Consider the following 17,149-nt stretch of genomic DNA (forward strand, 5'->3'; position numbering starts at 1 on the left):
GATTCTTCCTCCTTGTGCGGTACATATGTATGCCTTAATTGTACAGGAGAAAGAATATTAATCATGATATTTCCTGCTGTTTTTTGCCGGCGGCTACAGGATCTCCCCCAAAATCTCCTTTTCCGCAAACAATGCGGTGGCCCCTCCTGTATGCCAGAACACCACGGTGCTGCCCTGGGGAACCCTGCCTATTCGTATATGATCCAGCATTCCGGCAAATGCCTTCCCAGTATACACCGGGTCAATGAACAGACCCTCCGTTTGGGCCAGCAGCCGGATGGCTTCGGTGGCGCTTTCGCTGGGGATCTCATAGCCGGGCAGGTAGTAATTTAAGTCCGTATGGATATCTCTGGAAGCTTCCACTGATACAGGCGCTCCTAGAAGCGCCAGGCTTTCATTGGCCAGGTCCTGGGTGCGTTTGGGATAGCCTTCATCCTTCCAGCTAACATTGATGGAGATGATCTCTGTATCCAGGCCGGTCAGCACCTTGCCGGCGGCCAGCCCTGCCATGGTCCCGCCGGTTCCGGTTCCGTGGAAGATATAGTCAGGGTGGATACCCATGTCAGCCACCTGTTCAGCAAATTCCACAAAACCTTCAATAAAGCCCACAGAACCCACCGGGCTGGCTCCTCCCATGGGCACCTCGTAGCATTTGTGTCCCTGGGTTTCCAGCTGTTTCATATGTTCCCTTGCCATCTGGACGGAGCGTTCCTCCGCTTCCGCTTCCTCCTCGCCCGGATTCATCCTTACCACGTGGATCTCCGCCCCCATGATCCTATCCAGGAGCAGGTTGGAGCGCAGATCCTCCTCGTCCGGTTCCACGATCGCTACCAGGTACAGCACGGGCTTTAGTCCGCAGCGGCGGCAGGCGGAAACGGTCTGCATGGCGTGGTTGGACTGGGTCGCTCCAAAGGTAAACACATATTCACATCCCTTTGCGGCAGCATCCCCGATGAGATACTGGAGTTTGCGGATCTTGTTTCCGCCAAACAGGTTCATCCCTGTAAAGTCATCCCTTTTAATATACAGATTCACGCCCAATTCCTCTGACAGGTGGTCCAGCTTGTAAAGAGGAGTAGGGAAAAACCCCAGGTCTGCCTTGGGCATTTGTTTTAGAAGGTTTCTCGCAGCAGCGCATGTTTCTTTTAAATGGTCCATATTTTATTCCTCCGTCCTTTTGATCATGTATACCTATGTGACCGATGACCATAGTATACCATAAAATACCGGTTCCACAAAGCGTGTATCAAGTATAAACAGAATCTGATTGCAGGATGATAAGCGTGTGGGGTATAATATCCACGTAGACGGTGAGCCGGGAGAGCAGCGAAACCTGAGACTTTGGCAAAACGTGCCGGAGGACGGTCATTTAGAAAAGGAAGGGGGCAGGTTCATGAAAAAGAATCCCCAGGGAAAACGCTGGCACAGGCTGGACAATACGGGAAAGATCTTCCCCATGATCGCCAACGAAAACCTGAGCAACGTATTCCGCATATCAGTCGTATTAAAACATGAAATCGATCCGGTACTTCTTCAGCAGGCCCTGGAAGATACCCTGCCGCGCTTTAAAGGATTTAAAGTCAAGTTAAAGCGGGGTTTTTTCTGGTACTATTTTGAGGGAAATAAACGGACCCCTTATATAGAGAAGGAAAACACCTGGCCCTGCCGTTATATTGATCCAAAAAGTAATCAGCTGTACCTGTTCCGGGTAAGCTATTACCAATGCCGTATCAACCTGGAAGTGTTTCATGCTGTTACGGACGGGATGGGGGCCACGAACTTTATCCGTGAGCTCACTGCCCGGTATCTTGATTTGAGAAGCGGCCGGCAGCAGGAACTCAGGGAGGAGGAGCAGGGGCCGGCTGATAAGATCGAGGACAGCTATCTGAAAAATTACAGGGAAATGCCGCGGACCCGGTACAGCTCCAAGCCGGCCTACCATCTGGAGGGAAACTATCTTCCCCTGGGAGGGGAGAGCGTCATACACGGCCGTGTCAATATACGGGATCTGAAGCAGGCATGCCGCGCCCGGAAGGTGAGTGTCACAAAATACCTGACCGCCTCTCTGATCTGGTCCATCTGCCAGGTCTACATGGACGGTAAGCCCGGCCCCCAGCGGATTGAAGTCAACCTTCCCATTAACCTCAGGGCTTTTTTCGGGTCTGACACATCCTCCAATTTTTTTGCGGTAACAGGCATTTACTATGGTCAGCCCCAGGGAAACGGGGATTTTGACTCCATCCTTGCCTCTGTATGTACCCAGATGGATGAAAAGATCGTCAAGGAAAAGCTGGAGCAGACCATTTCCTATAATGTATCCAATGAAAAGAAGTGGTATGTGCGTATACTGCCCCTTTGTGTCAAATGGCTGGCCCTTGGGTTTATCTTTAAACGCAATGACAGGGCCCATACCATTACCCTGTCCAATATCGGCCCCATATCCATGGATGAGAAATATCAGGAGGAGATTGAGAACTTCCTTCTGCTCATCGGCGTATCCAAACGCCAGCCGGCCAAATGCGGGATCTGCGCCTACGGTGACACGGTCACCATTACCTTTACCAAGGTGTTTGATGATGACCGCCTGGAGGACTGCTTTTTTCAGCGCCTTAAAGAGGATGGGGTTCCAGCGGAGCTGGAAAGCAACGGTCTTGTAAAGCCCCTGTGCTGGAAGGGGAATTATCCAGTGATCGAGTATGATAAAAATAAATGGAAAAAACTGGTCTATCTGTTTTATGGGGTGCTGGCCGCCATGGCCATTGTCCTGGGACTTGTGAATATAGCCACCTATGACCATCTGTGGTGGTCGGGTATCGCCATTCCGGGCATTGCCTATGCTGGCCTTACCATGCGCTATTCCATTTTGCGCCATGCCAATCTGGGCAAGACAGTGATGATAGAAACCATTGGAATGCAGGTGCTTCTGGTGATGATCGACTGGGTGCTGGGATATGAGGGATGGTCTGTAAATTATGCCGTTCCCGCAACCATCCTGTTCGCGGATGTGGCGGTTGTGTTCCTGATCCTTGTTAACAGGCTGAATTGGCAGAGTTATTTTATGTATCAGCTGGCCATTACTATTTTCAGCTTTATCCCGCTGATCCTGTGGGCGGCGGGACTTGTAACCCGGCCTCTTATGGCTGTGATAACCGTGGTTCTGACCGTGTTTATCCTGGCCATGACCATTTTCCTGGGAGACAGGGGCGTAAAGAACGAGCTGATCCGGCGGTTCCACCTGTAATGAGATGCCGGGGCGGAGCAAACAGAGAGGAAACAGACAGAGAGGAAACAGACAGAGAGGAAACAGACAGTATGCGGAGTAAAAAAGTAAGCATCCGGGGAGGCCTGATGCGCGATATGATCCACGATATTATGGAAACCTCCCTGGGAAAGCCGATAAAGACAGGAGAATTCCGGAAAAATCCGGTAGAGCCGGCCTGGGTCTGCCCGTCCGGTTACGAATATGAGATCATTGAAAATGACCCCTTTAAAATGGAATACCTAAAGCCCGAGGGTGTGGTCACCGGAAGGGTGGTGCTGCAGCTGCACGGGGGAGGTTATATTGGTCCCATGAAAAATATTTACCGCAAATTTGCGGTGCGCTATTCCCGCCTAAGCTTTGGGGGGGATGTGCTGACCATCGATTACCGGGTGGCTCCGGAGGATCCCTACCCTGCGGCCCTGGAGGACGCCATCCATGCCTACCAGTGGCTGGTCAAAGAAAAGCATTACAGGCCGGGGCAGATCGTGGTGGCCGGGGATTCAGCGGGGGGAGGTCTTGCCCTTGCCCTGTGCCTCTACCTCAGAGACAGGGGGCTTCCCCAGCCGGCCGGCCTGGTGCTTATGTCCCCGTGGGCCGATGTCACATGCAGCGGTGACAGTTATGAATTTAATTTCCAAAAAGACCCATTATTTGGAAATACCAGGGAGAGTATGCTGTACAATTCCTCCTACGTGGGGGATGCGGATCCGAAGGACCCATATCTTTCCCCGATTTTTGGGGATTTTCGGGGACTTCCGGCCATGCTGCTTCAGGCAGGAAGCTTTGAGATGCTTCTCAGCGATACGCTGTCGGTTGCTGAAAAGGCCAGGGAAGCGGGGGTGCGCCGCCGCGTGTCTGTTTACGAGGGAATGTTCCATGTGTTCCAGATGAGCATGGATCTGATACCCGAAAGCCGGGAGGCCTGGGATGAAGTGGCCAGGTTTATGCAGATCGTGTTCCGGATCGACAGAAAGCCGGAAGGTCGTGTGGTAAGGAAGGTCAAGAGGACAAACAGAACAAAAAACGAAAAATAAAAGGGATAAGAAAATGTGATTCTGCATTTTCTTATTTTTTTGTATTTTTTCAGATGGGCTCCAGTCATATTTTCAGGCATGTCTCATATATTGAGGTAAAAGGGGTGAAGCTCATGGCAAAGAAGGAAGAGATATTAAAAATATTTCCCAGGGAACTGAGGACCATATTGGGACAGGTCCCTGTGGACTTTAAGGAAGTGCAGGAAATACGCCTGAGATCAGGGAAGCCGATGATGATGATCTGCGAGAACAGGGAATACCTGGTGACCAGGGAGGGCAGGCTTCGGCAGGATCAGGGCGGTCTGGACATGAATGGATTTCTTACCGTCACCCAATCCCAGATGAAAGAAACCGTGGAGTATATGAGCAGTTTTTCCCTTTACGCGGCGGAGGAGGAGCTGAGGCAGGGATTCCTGACCATACAGGGAGGGCACCGCATCGGAGTGGCGGGAAAGACACTGGTCCAGGGGCAGGATATCCGGCTGATGAAATTCATTTCCTTTATCAATATACGGGTGGCCCACGAGATTTTGGGCTGTGCGGATCCGGTTATGGATTACCTGTACATGGACCGTTTCCTGAACACCCTGATCATTTCACCTCCAAGATGCGGTAAGACCACACTGCTCCGGGATATCATACGCCAGGTCTCCAACGGAAGAAGCAGGGACCGGTGGATTCCGGGCATGAGCGTGGGCGTGGTGGATGAGCGGTCGGAGCTGGCGGCCTGCTATCAGGGCATTCCCCAGAATGACCTTGGAGTGCGCACGGATGTGCTGGACTGCTGTCCCAAAAGCCAGGGCATGATGATGCTGGTGCGCACCATGGCGCCGGGGGTGATCGCAGTGGATGAGATCGGAAGCCGCCAGGATATGGAAGCCATTGAATATGTAAGGAACTGCGGCTGTTCCCTGGCGGCAACCATTCACGGCAATTCCCTGGAGGACATCAGGCAGAAGCCCTGCATGGGAGAACTTCTGGCCCAGGGCACCTTTGAGCGGCTGATCCTGTTAGACAGCCGGGGAGGGCCGGGGCATGTGAGATCCATATGGGACAGGGGCGGAAATGTCCTTTATGGGGAAAAAGATCCGGGCAGCTGAAGGGAGAGGAGGTAGCCATGGCATTTAAGTGGTTGGGAAGCCTGCTGGTACTGTTTGCGGCAGGCGGATTTGGCGTATGGTCAGCCATGCAGTGGCGGGAACGGCTCCGCCTGCTTGAGAAGCTGCGGCAGATGATCTATTTTTTAAAAGGTGAGATCACATACAGCCATGCGCCTCTGGCCGAAGGGCTGGAGCGTGTGGGAAAGCGGGACCCCGGTCCGCTGGGAACGCTTTTTACCTCAGCGGCGGAGGGAATCTGCCGCCAGGAAGGGGAATCCCTTCAGGAGATATGGAGCAGGGAGGTAGGGCTGCTTTCCTCTCCTAAGGTAAGGCTTCCCCTCACAGATGAGGATCTGGAACAGCTGACCGGCCTGGGGGAACATCTGGGGTATCTGGATGTGGACATGCAGGAGCGTACCCTGAAGCTGTATTTAGAACAGCTGGATCTGTCCATTGATTATCTGAGGACTAACCAGAGGGAAAAATGCAGGCTTTATACCAGCCTTGGCATTATGGGGGGTATGTTCCTTGTCATTATGATGTATTAATACCGGATCATGATGTACGAATGCCGGATCACGCTCCGGCGCGTGTTGAAATGGAATATTAAAAGTTGAGGAGACGGCAAATGGGTGTAAATCTGATATTTAGAATAGCGGCAGTTGGAATCCTGGTTTCCGTAATCTGCCAGGTGTTAAAACACAGCGGCAGGGATGAACAGGCATTCCTGACAAGCCTGGCAGGGCTGGTCCTGGTGCTGTTCTGGATGATACCATACATATATGATCTGTTTGAAACCATGAAGAACCTGTTTGCGTTATAGGGAAAGGCGGTGGCTGTATGACAATCATCACGATCGCGGCAGCCGGGATTGCCACCGTATTGCTGGCAGTGCAGTTAAAGGGGATCAAAGGGGAGTATGCGGCCTATATGGTCATGGCGGCAGGCTTTTTTATCTTTTTTTACGGCACTGGCAAGCTGAGGGCGATCCTGGATGCGCTGGAACAGATCCAGGGATACATAAAGGTAAACAGCGTGTATCTTGTGACCCTTCTCAAGATGATCGGCATTACATATGTGGCGGAGTTTGCCTCAGGCATATGCAAGGATGCGGGATATGGCTCCCTGGGAAACCAGATTGAGATCTTTGGAAAGCTGTCCATACTGGGCATCAGCATGCCCATCCTGCTGGCCCTGTTTGGCACCCTGGAGACATTTTTGTCATGAGAGGGACGGAAAAATGGTTTACAAAGGCAGCTGTTGTCACGGGCCTGGTCATTCTGCTTTCTGCCTTTGGAGCCGGCAGTGCAATGGCCTGGGCCGTTACCGCGGATACCTCTGCTTATAATATGGACGGATTGCCGTCCGTTTTGGATGGGAGCGTTTCGGATGGGAGCGTTTCGGAAGATTCAGGAACGGACATGGACCATGCGGCCCAGGAACTGGGCATCCAGGATGAGATGGAAGGGCTTCAGCAGTTTTTAAACGAAGTCATGGGACAGCAGGATGGGATCCAGGGAAATTTTTCCTTCTGGGAACTGATGAAGGAGCTGGTCAAGGGAAATCTGAAAGGGATTTTGGGACAGGCGGGAGCAGGGATTCAGAACACGCTGTTTTCCGAGGTGAGAAGGGGCGGGCACATGCTGTTTCAGGTGGCGGCCATTGGGATCATAGGGGCTGTGTTTTCAAATGTATCATCCGTGTTTAAGGGCGGACAGATTTCAGATACGGGATTCTTTGTAACCTACATCCTTCTCTTTACATGTCTGGCAGCCAGTTTTGCGGCCAGCCTTCAGGTGGCGGCCCAGGTGCTGGATCAGATCCTGGAATTTATGAAGCTGATGATGCCCGCATACTTTATGTCGGTGGCATTTTCCGGGGGAAGCATGAGCGCCCTGGCGCTATATGAAGGAATGCTGGGGGCAGTGACCCTGGTCCAGTGGATCTGCAGTACGGTCCTGCTTTCCATGGTGAAGATCTACGTGCTGATGGTCCTGGGCAGTCATGTGGTGAAGGAAGCCCTTCTAACCAAGCTTACGGAACTTTTGGAACAGGCAGTGGGATGGGGCCTTAAGACACTTACCGGCCTGGTGGTGGGGTTCCATCTGATTCAGTCCATGATTTTACCCTATGCGGATGCGGCCGGTCAAGCGGGAATGAAGCGGCTGCTGGAGATTATACCGGGTCTGGGCCAGGGGGCCGGAGCCATGGCCCAGATGGTTCTGGGCTCAGGTGTATTGATCAAGAATACCATGGGAGCGGCGGCCGTGGTGGTGCTGGCAGTGATCACCGTGATTCCCATTATAAAACTCATGGTGCTCATGGTACTTTACCAGTGCGTGGCTGCCGTCATGCAGCCGGTGTGCGACAAGCGGGTGGTGTCCTGCGTGTCGGGGGTGTCCAAGGGGCACAAGCTTTTGATCCAGATCGTGCTGTACTCCATGTTCCTGTTTATGATATCCATTGCCATTACCTGTGCATCCACGAATGTGAATTATTTCGCATCCTAGAGTTTGAGTGAACAGAGCGCCGGATGATTTCTGAAATTATTTAAATGGAGGTTTGTATGGAGTCTGTCTACAGCTGGGTAAAAAACATCATATATTATATGATCTTCCTGTCCGTGGTGAGCAACCTTCTGGCAGACTCTAAATATGAGAAATATATCCGCTTTTTTGCCGGAATGGTGCTGATCCTCCTGGTGGTAAGCCCTCTGACCGGTAAGCTGCGCCTGGATGAACAGATATCCTCCATGTTCCGGTCCATTTCCCTGTATAATGATACGGCGGATCTAAAAAGCCAGCTGTGGGAGATGGATGACAAGAGGCTGGACCGTATTATGGGAAAGTATGAGGAGGCTGTGGAACAGGATGTGGTAGCCATGGCCGCTGCTGACGGCTTTGCCTGTGTCAATGCCAGGGTGCAGATCGACAGTGACAGGAACAGCAGCACATATGGGCAGGTGACGGACATTCAGATGCAGATCCGGCGCAGTGAAGGGGAAGAAAAGGGAAAGGAAGACTATATGGGCAGCCGCCCTGTGAACGTGGAGGCCAACCAGGTGGACAGTATCATGGTGGAACCGGTGGAGCTTGGGGAAGAGAGTCAGGCAGGTGACCGGGCGGATGGCCGGGGTGACGGCCGCAGAGGTGGCAGGGAAGATGATGGGGAAAACGGATCATCTGGGGGAGGGGAAGCTGCCGGGGGCAGGAATCAAATCATTCACCGTTTAACGGGAAAGGTGGCGGGGTATTATGGGATTGAAGAATCGCATATCCAAATTCAGTGGAAAAATGACTAAGGAAAAGTGGCTGCTGTTATTGCTCATAGGGGTTCTTTTGATGATCCTGTCATTTCCTTTGCCGGGCAGCCAGAAAAAGGATAAAGGGAAGGAGAACCAGACTGCTGCAGACAGCCAGGGTCCGGGGGCGGTGCCCCTTTGGACCGGAGACGCACAGGATCCGGCACAGACCGGAGAGTCCTCCATGTTCGGGTCATTGGGCCAGGATCACATGGGCGGCGGTTCCTCTGAAAACAGTGAGGGGGATCCTGCATATCCCGCATCAGCGTCCCCTGGCGGGGAAGGTTCCTATGAGACCCAGATGGAAAACCGGATCAAGAACCTTCTTAAGTCCGTGGACGGGGTGGGAAAGGTGGATGTTATGGTGGTCTTAAAATCCTCCAGTGAAAAGGTGGTAAGGGTAGACCGATCCACCAGTTCCAGCACAACCCAGGAAAAGGATTCGGGCGGGGGCACCAGGGAAGTTGCAAACAGCCAGTCGGATGAGAGCACGGTGTTGTCCGGCTCAGGTTCCAACGGAAGCGGGAACGTGCCTATCATAGAGAAAGAACTGAGTCCGGAGATCTCCGGAATCATCATCAGCGCGGAGGGCGGAGGCAGTCCAACGATAAAAGCTGAAATTTCTGAGGCAATGGAAGCATTATTTGGCCTTCCCCCACATAAAATAAAAGTATTAAAGAGGGTGGAATAAATAAAGGAGTGCAGGATATGAAAATCAAGAATATGAAACAGGTCAAAGAGCATATGAAGGACATGAACATGAAACGTTTGTTCCGCAGGAACCAGATCATCATCACCACGCTGGCTGTCATGATCGCAGCGGCAGGATATCTGAACTATGCGGGGAAAAAGGATCTGGCAAACGGAAACACGGTGTACGAGGCAGGGGCCATGGACATATCAGATGAGGATATCCTGGCGGAGAATCAGGCAGCTTCCCTGACCGGACAGTCAGGACTTCAGGAAATACCCAGTCTTGACCAGGATCCATCGGATCTGGATGCGGTCAGCGATGCGGACGGTGCCCAGGCGGCAGCTGATCCTGGAACGGATGCAGGAGCTTTGGCTCAGGCCGGGAATAATGCAGCGGTTGAGGAAGCAACCCAGGCCGCAGACGCAGGACAGACAGCGGACGCGGGACAGATGGCTCAGGCAGGAACAGACGGTTCAGCCCAAACCGGCCTTGAGAACCCGGGGGAAGCGGTCCTGACCAGCGGGATGAGCGTGGCTGATTACATAGCAAATGTGCAGCTCAGCAGGGAACAGATCCGTGCAAAGAATAAGGAGACCCTGATGACCCTGATCAACAGCACCAGCATTGATGAGGCTGCCAAGCAGCAGGCAATCCAGGATATGATCAAACTGACCGAGGTTTCCGAGAAGGAAAATGCCGCAGAAACCCTCCTGATGGCAAAAGGCTTCTCAGACCCGGTGGTGAGCATCACCCAGGATAAGGTAGATGTTGTGATCAATGCCCCGTCCATAACCGATCCCCAGCGCGCACAGATCGAGGATATCGTAAAGCGCAAGGCAGAGGTTGGGGCTGACCAGATTATTATCACACTGCTCAATATGGCGGAATAACGGAGAGTTAAGCGCTTATATGAAAATGGATTTGAACAGGGACATGGATATCCGTGCCCCTGTTTTGCATATACACTGTTTATTATGGAAGAGTGTATTTTTTTGCTTGTGTGATGGGAGGCCCTGTAGTATAATTTTTTGCAGATCGAAAAGATAAAAAAGGGGATACATATGGCGGCACTTACTAAAATGGCGATTGTAAAAGCGTTTGAGGAACTGGCAAGGGTTAAAAATGTGGACAGGATCACCGTAAAGGAGATCACGGATAAGTGCCAGATATCCAGGAATACCTTTTACTATCATTTTAAAGACATATACGATGTACTGGAAGAAATGCTGAACCAGAGAGTAGAGCAGATGATCGAGACCCTTGAACTTAATATGCAGAGCGGAAACAGCGTGCAGGGTACCAGAAGGGCAGGCATGAGGTATATTTTGGACAACAGGGAGTTGTTTTTTAACCTGTACCAGTCTGCGGGCGTGCAGGAGGTCAAGATGTATCTGGATAAATCCTCCTCCGTTCTGGGGCACTACCTGATCGACCGGCTTTCAGAGGGGATGAATGTGTCGGAGCGGGATAAGGACCTGATCATTTCATTTTACCAATATGCCCACGCAGGGATGATGGCGGAGTGGCTGGAAAAAGGAATGAAGGATGACCTGGAGGAAAGAATGAACAGGATGGATGTGCTGTTCGAGGGGGATATTGTTATGGCCCTTGAGAGAAGCGCCCGCAATCCGGAATAAGAGGATCAACGTATCTATCAATTAAAAATTTGTCTGGTTTTAGTACAAATAGGGGCCGGGTGCACAAAAATTGTGCACCCGGCCCTTATTTGACCATTGAAGAACAGACCGTGTGGATTGTATTATATGCTGGTGCTGCACAGTAAAAGCAGCACCGGCAGCCATAAAGGGAGCAGAAGAAGGATACAGGAGATGAGCGTACATGCCAACACAGAAATTTTTAAACCTGTGCATTTACAAAAAGCAGTTGATCGTAAATGCAATGAAGCAGGAGATACTCCGGGTCCCGTATTCGGAGATAACCGTAAGCCGTGTTGCCAAGACAGCGGGAATCAGCCGCGCCAGCTTTTATACGTATTTTGACGGAAAGGAAGATTTGTTTTCCTATATGCTGTGCCAGGTTCTGGATCATATGGAATCATTGCTGATCCTTGCATTTCAGGAGGAAGACGGCTGCTTTGGCAACAGCATGAAACGGGTGTTTCATATGTTTACCCGGGACGACACAGGCGCGCTCCTTAACAGGATCCGCAAGCAATCCGCAGAGGACCGGGAAGTGGAACGGATCTTTACCATGGCTGAGATGCAGATCTACAGCGAGGAGCGCCGCAGGCACAGGGGGAAACAGTGTTATCAGACCATAGATCCGTCCGCGTATCCGGGGCTGGATGAGGAATATCTGACCTGTGCCATCGATATTGGTATCATGATCATTTTCAAGACATTATTTCAATATTGCGGGAACACAAGCCAGGGGGATGAGTTGAATAAAGTTGCTGAGATACAGCTGGATATACTGGAAAAAGGAATCGGGGCTTAATTTCCCCAAACAGAAAGGAAGGCGTGAACATGAGGAAAACAACAAAAAGGCTGCTGGCGGGAGGACTTGTACTTGTGGCAGCAGCGGGGATCGGATGGAATGTAATAAAGTCAATGGAACAGCCGGCACAGTACGAAAACCGTCCTACCATATCGGCGGAACATCCTGAGACAGGGGACATTATTTTGTATACGGACCTGACAGGTACGGTGGAGCCCCGGTCCAGGGCATCGGTCCAGCCCAAAATAGGAGGGGAGATTCTGGAGGTGTATTTTCAGGCCGGGGACCATGTGCAGGCCGGGCAGGAACTGTGCAGGATCGACTCGGATGTGCTCACATCCTTAAAACTGCAGATGGATGCGGCAAGCGTATCATCCAATGAAGCGGCCAGGGAGCTGGCCAGGCAGGAGCCCCTTTACGCTGCCGGCTATGTGTCACAGCAGCTGATTGAACAGGCGCGCGATTCTGCCAAAAGTGCGCAGATCGCCTATGAATCAGCAAAGCACCAGTATGAGCTGCAGCTTGATTATACCACGGTAAAGGCGCCCATCAGCGGAGTGGTGGAGACAAGGAATGTGGAACCACATGACCATGTGGACACATCAGCGGAGATCTGTGTTATCTCCGCAGGTGAACAGCTCCAGGTAAAGTTCGGCATCACGGAAAAAATATTAAAACATATGAAAGCAGGAGACACTGTTTCCGTGGAAAAGAACGGAACCAGTTATGAGGGGCAGGTGACCGAGGTGGGCACCATGGCCAATCCTTCCACCGGCCTTTATGACGTCAAAGCCGAGATCAGCCAGACAGGAGGTCTGACCAGCGGAACAAAGGTGAAACTGACCGTGGTGATGGATCAGGCCAGGTCTGTGATGACCGTGCCGGTGGACGCGGTGAACTATGACAACGGTGAAGCATTTGTTTACTGCTACCAGGACGGCAGCGCCCGTAAAACAAAGATTGTAAGCGGTATCTATGACTCCGGACGCATGGAGGTAATATCAGGTCTTGACAGCAGCAGTCTGGTGATCACCAGCTGGAGCAATGAACTCCTGGACGGCGCGCAGGTGATACTGGATACCCGGGAAGCAGGTGAATAGGGATGGTTAATATCACTAAATTCGCAGTAAAAAGGCCCACTACCATTATCCTGTGCCTTATCACTATTTTCTTTTTCGGGATCCAGTCCCTTTTAGGAACCAAGGTTGAGCTGACCCCGGAGATGGAGCTGCCCATGCTGGTCATCAGTACCGTGTATGCAGGGGCAAGCCCGGATGATATCAATGAACTGATCACCATGAAGCAGGAGGATGCCATCACATCCCTGGACGGTGTGGACACAATACAGTCCTACTCCCAGGAAAATGTATCGGTGATCATGGTCCAGTATGAATACGGAACCAATATTGATACAGCCTATATCAATCTGAAAAAGGCCATGGACGGCATCCGCAGCGATCTGCCGGATGATGCCAATGAACCCACCATTATGGAACTGGACCTGAACGCCCAGCCGGTGGTGACCCTGGCGGTCAGCGGGCAGGTGGACGGAAACCTTTATACATATGTGGACAACAATGTGGTCCCACTGTTTGAAAAACTGGGGTCCGTGGGCGAGGTGTCCCTGTCCGGCGGCCAGAAAAGCTATATCAGGGTGGAATTGATACCGGAAAAACTGGAGCAGTATCATCTTACCATGTCTGCAGTGGGCCAGATCGTGGGAGCAGCGGATTTTACCATTCCGGCAGGTGAGGTAAAGGTCGGAAAACAGAACCTGGATGTCAGTGTGGGCAATGACTATGACAATGCGGAAAGCCTGAAGTCCGTGGCTATTCCGCTGGCAAACGGGGATGTCATCCATCTGTCCGATATTGCAGAGGTGTATGATGCCCTGGAGGATGCGGATTCCATTGGCCGCTACAATGGAAGTGATATCATTTCCTTGGGCATAAAAAAACAGCAAAGTTCCACGGCTATTGATGTATCCAGGGACGTTATGAAGGAGATCCAGGAGATTGAGGCCGTCAACCCGGGAATCCGGATCACAGTTGTAAATGATTCCAGCGAGATGATCACGGAATCCATTTCAAACGTATTTCAAACCATGATCATGGCGGTGATCCTTTCCATGATCGTTCTGTGGCTGTTCTACGGCGACCTGCGGGCATCTGTGATCGTTGGAACCTCCATTCCCATTTCCATTATGCTGGCTCTGATCTCCATGAGCGCCATGGGATTTTCCTTAAACGTTATTTCCCTCACATCCCTGGTTCTGGGCGTGGGCATGATGGTGGATAATTCCATCAATGTGCTGGACGGCTGTTTCAGGGCAAAGGAAAAACATAATTTTTATGACGCGGCCATTGAGGGCAGCCGTACCATGATCGGCTCCATTACAGGCGGCACGATCACCACCTGCGTGGTGTTCCTTCCCCTGGCAATGCTGAGCGGAATGTCGGGACAGCTGTTTAAGCAGCTGGGGTATACCATTGTCTTCTGTATGATCGCCTCCCTGTTCTCGGCAGTGAGCATTGTGCCTTTGTGTTATTACCAGTGGCATCCCATGGAAAAAGAAAATGCCCCGGTAAACCGCCTGATGAAATCCCTACAGGCATGGTACCGCAAAAACATGCCCTCCATCATACCCAGGACCAGGCTGATCATGGGTACCAGTGTCCTGCTGCTGGCAGCGGCCTTTCTTTTAGCCTCCAGGCTGAATGTGGATCTCATGTCATCCGTGGATGAGGGGATCGTACAGGTGACTGTCAAGACAAAACCCGGACTGTCCATTGAATCGGTCAATGAGACTCTGGCACAGGTGGAGGACATGATCATAAATGACGAGTCCGTGGACCATTACCTTTTAACATATGGCTCCAGCGGGCTGAGTACGGGCGGGGGTGGCGCTACCCTGAACGCATATCTGAAGGATGACCGCAAACTGTCCACCGATGAAGTGATCGACCAATGGAGGCGGGAGACGGAACGGTATAAGGATGTCTCCATTACGATGGAGCAGGGAAGCACCACCAGCTCCTCAGCCATGAGCAGCAGCGACCAGATCGAGATCGACCTGCAGAGCACGGACTATGACGCGCTGAAAATGGCGGCAGATGAGCTGGCTGACGCCCTTCGGGAGAGGGAGGATGTGATGCAGGTCCACTCCTCCATTGAAAACGCGGCTCCGGTCATCAAGGTAAAGATCGATCCTGTGAAGGCACAGGCCGAGGGGCTGACACCTGCGGGCATCGGCTCGGTCATATACAGCAGCCTGAGCGGAATGGATGTTTCCACCGTGCGCATCAATGGTGAGGACGTGGATATCCGGGTGGAGTATGCGCCGGACCGGTACGATACCATTGATAAACTTCAGGGAATGATGATCACCACGGCCACGGGTACAACTCTTCCTCTGGAAGACCTGGGGGATATTTATTATGAGGACAGTCCCCAGCAGATTGAACGGAAGGATAAGCAGTACCAGGTAGCCATCACCATGGAACCACAGGCAGACTATAAAAAGACGGCTGAAAAAAATGTAAAAAAGTTTGTGGATTCATGGGAACTTCCGGCGGAGGTGGAGCCGGCTGCCAATTCCATGGATGAAATGATGGGAGAAGAGCTGGGCGCGCTGGGAGGTGCGCTGGGAACCGGCGTGTTCCTGATATTTATTGTCATGGCGATCCAGTTTGAATCACCCAAGTTTTCCCTGATGGTCATGACCACCATTCCCTTCAGCCTGATCGGTTCATTTGGGCTCTTGTTCGCGGCGGACAGTCCCATCAGTATGGTTTCCATGCTGGGATTTCTGATGCTCATAGGAACCGTGGTCAATAACGGGATCCTCTATGTGGAAACCGTGAACCAGCTGCTGGCGGAAATGCCTCTGGACCAGGCGCTGGTGGAAGCAGGCGCCATCCGTATGAGACCCATTTTCATGACCACCCTGACCACGGTCATATCCATGGTGCCCAATGCGCTGGCTTACGGAAAGGCGGGAGCCATGATGCAGGGGCTGGCCCTTGTAAATGTGGGCGGTCTGATCGCGGCCACGGCACTGACCCTGATCATGCTTCCCACTTACTATAAACTGGTTTACAACCTGGGCCGAAAGAGCCTGGGACTTGATGAGGAGAATATTTCAGACTAAAACTGTCGGAAAAATTAACCTATACATATTTCGCCCTTTTTGTTATAATAGTAAAATAATAGTTTACAAGTCATAACAGGAGGCAAATTGTGATGGCAGAGGAAAATCGCAGTACCCATAAATTATACGAGAAAGATAAGATCGGCGAAGTACAGATAGCGGATGAGGTGGTGGCGATCATAGCCGGACTGGCTGCCACTGAGGTGGAGGGTGTGGACTCCATGGCGGGCAACATTACCAACGAACTGGTAGGCAAGCTGGGAATGAAGAACCTGAGCAAGGGAGTGAAGGTGGATGTGACGGAGGAGCATGTGTCCGTGGATCTTTCCCTGAACATCCGGTATGGGTATAATATACCGGCCGTAAGCGAGCAGGTACAGGACAAGGTGAGCGCAGCCATCGAGAATATGACAGGGCTGACCGTGCTGGATGTGAACATAAAGATTGCCGGTGTCAACATGGACGAAGGCAAGTAGCAGCGTATATAAGATGGATAAGACACTCCCTGGAGCGTTGTTCAGGGAGTGTTTTATACATTTTTTATTGTTTTTATGCAGTGGTTTTGCTATAATGTCTACAACGGAACTTCCTTTTTCAGGGGGAGAACCAACCAACATTGAAGAAAGGAAAATGTACCAAAGGCTGAGGATGTGAACATTACATGGATCGGCTTTTACGTACAAGAAGAGAAAATGACCAGAAGAGAATTGCGGGAGCACTGTTTTAAAATGTTGTTCTCGGCAGACTTCTATCCCACCCAGGAAGAGGCCATCGCCCAGCTGGATCAGTATTTCCAGTCGCCGGAAGAAGAAGACGTAGACACAGAGGGTGTTCTTCAGGTATTGCATAAAGTAGAATTAAAAACCGAGGACAGTGAATATCTTCAGGCAAGAACAGCAAACATAATAGATAAGATTCCTGAGATTGATGCAAAGCTGAACGAGGTGGCGGCCGGATGGAAGACAAAGCGCATGGGTAAGGTGGAACTTACGATTCTGCGTCTGGCGCTCTTCGAGATGGCGTATGATGATACCATTCCGGAAAAGGTGTCCATCAACGAGGCCGTGGAGCTGGCCAAGAAGTTTGGCGGCAACGATTCACCGGCATTTGTCAATGGGATCCTTGCAAGATTCATAGGTAAGGAAAGCAAA

The 17,149-nt window shown here is 51.6% G+C and carries 16 protein-coding genes and 1 pseudogene; 16 read left to right on the forward strand and 1 reads right to left on the reverse strand.

Annotated elements, in window-relative coordinates:
• Positions 1-93 precede the first annotated feature (93 nt).
• Positions 94-1,158, reverse strand: coding sequence for a D-cysteine desulfhydrase family protein (locus ABID13_RS03360; protein WP_007860505.1), 1,065 nt, complete (start codon positions 1,156-1,158; stop codon positions 94-96).
• 235 nt (positions 1,159-1,393) lie between these two features.
• Between ABID13_RS03360 and ABID13_RS03365 the strand changes: the two genes are divergently transcribed.
• The 16 genes and pseudogenes from ABID13_RS03365 to nusB all read left to right on the forward strand — a co-directional run.
• Positions 1,394-3,241, forward strand: a complete 1,848-nt coding sequence (locus ABID13_RS03365) for a DUF6320 domain-containing protein (protein ID WP_045094199.1) — start codon at positions 1,394-1,396, stop codon at positions 3,239-3,241.
• Positions 3,242-3,312: 71 nt separating this feature from the next.
• The gene (locus ABID13_RS03370; RefSeq protein ID WP_045094225.1) at positions 3,313-4,296 is read left to right on the forward strand and encodes an alpha/beta hydrolase; all 984 of its coding nucleotides are present in this window, start codon (positions 3,313-3,315) and stop codon (positions 4,294-4,296) included.
• 113 nt (positions 4,297-4,409) lie between these two features.
• Positions 4,410-5,396, forward strand: a complete 987-nt coding sequence (gene spoIIIAA, locus ABID13_RS03375; protein WP_007860499.1) for a stage III sporulation protein AA — start codon at positions 4,410-4,412, stop codon at positions 5,394-5,396.
• Positions 5,397-5,413: 17 nt separating this feature from the next.
• Positions 5,414-5,944 (forward strand): stage III sporulation protein AB, encoded by a 531-nt coding sequence (locus tag ABID13_RS03380; protein WP_007860498.1) that lies wholly within the window; start codon positions 5,414-5,416, stop codon positions 5,942-5,944.
• 80 nt (positions 5,945-6,024) lie between these two features.
• A complete protein-coding gene (gene spoIIIAC / locus ABID13_RS03385) occupies positions 6,025-6,219 on the forward strand; it encodes a stage III sporulation protein AC (protein ID WP_002569682.1) in 195 nt (64 codons plus the stop codon).
• Between the two features lie 17 nt (positions 6,220-6,236).
• On the forward strand, positions 6,237-6,623 hold the full coding sequence (locus tag ABID13_RS03390) for a SpoIIIAC/SpoIIIAD family protein (RefSeq protein ID WP_007860470.1): 387 nt from the start codon (positions 6,237-6,239) through the stop codon (positions 6,621-6,623).
• Positions 6,620-7,906, forward strand: a complete 1,287-nt coding sequence (locus ABID13_RS03395; RefSeq protein ID WP_048929804.1) for a stage III sporulation protein AE — start codon at positions 6,620-6,622, stop codon at positions 7,904-7,906. The genes ABID13_RS03390 and ABID13_RS03395 overlap by 4 nt, the downstream gene beginning before the upstream one ends.
• A 56-nt stretch (positions 7,907-7,962) precedes the next feature.
• Positions 7,963-8,697: a stage III sporulation protein AF gene (locus ABID13_RS03400; protein ID WP_048929803.1), complete on the forward strand. Its 735-nt coding sequence runs from the start codon at positions 7,963-7,965 to the stop codon at positions 8,695-8,697.
• The gene (locus ABID13_RS03405) at positions 8,651-9,388 is read left to right on the forward strand and encodes a SpoIIIAG-related protein (protein ID WP_007860464.1); all 738 of its coding nucleotides are present in this window, start codon (positions 8,651-8,653) and stop codon (positions 9,386-9,388) included. The genes ABID13_RS03400 and ABID13_RS03405 overlap by 47 nt, the downstream gene beginning before the upstream one ends.
• A 17-nt stretch (positions 9,389-9,405) precedes the next feature.
• Positions 9,406-10,281, forward strand: a complete 876-nt coding sequence (locus ABID13_RS03410) for a SpoIIIAH-like family protein (protein ID WP_007860462.1) — start codon at positions 9,406-9,408, stop codon at positions 10,279-10,281.
• A gap of 171 nt (positions 10,282-10,452) precedes the next feature.
• Positions 10,453-11,028 (forward strand): TetR/AcrR family transcriptional regulator C-terminal domain-containing protein, encoded by a 576-nt coding sequence (locus tag ABID13_RS03415; RefSeq protein ID WP_156200070.1) that lies wholly within the window; start codon positions 10,453-10,455, stop codon positions 11,026-11,028.
• Between the two features lie 202 nt (positions 11,029-11,230).
• Positions 11,231-11,848, forward strand: coding sequence for a TetR/AcrR family transcriptional regulator (locus ABID13_RS03420; protein WP_048929801.1), 618 nt, complete (start codon positions 11,231-11,233; stop codon positions 11,846-11,848).
• A gap of 29 nt (positions 11,849-11,877) precedes the next feature.
• Complete coding sequence (locus tag ABID13_RS03425; protein ID WP_007860456.1) at positions 11,878-12,948, forward strand: efflux RND transporter periplasmic adaptor subunit; 1,071 nt, start codon at positions 11,878-11,880, stop codon at positions 12,946-12,948.
• 2 nt (positions 12,949-12,950) lie between these two features.
• Positions 12,951-15,998: an efflux RND transporter permease subunit gene (locus ABID13_RS03430; protein ID WP_007860454.1), complete on the forward strand. Its 3,048-nt coding sequence runs from the start codon at positions 12,951-12,953 to the stop codon at positions 15,996-15,998.
• A gap of 92 nt (positions 15,999-16,090) precedes the next feature.
• Positions 16,091-16,474: an Asp23/Gls24 family envelope stress response protein gene (locus ABID13_RS03435; RefSeq protein ID WP_007860452.1), complete on the forward strand. Its 384-nt coding sequence runs from the start codon at positions 16,091-16,093 to the stop codon at positions 16,472-16,474.
• A 216-nt stretch (positions 16,475-16,690) separates the two neighbouring features.
• Positions 16,691-17,149, forward strand: a pseudogene (nusB, locus tag ABID13_RS03440) (transcription antitermination factor NusB); the annotation flags it as partial.

Origin of the sequence: Enterocloster citroniae (assembly GCF_040545455.1) — a bacterium.
GTDB classification, from domain to species: Bacteria; Bacillota; Clostridia; order Lachnospirales; family Lachnospiraceae; genus Enterocloster; species Enterocloster citroniae.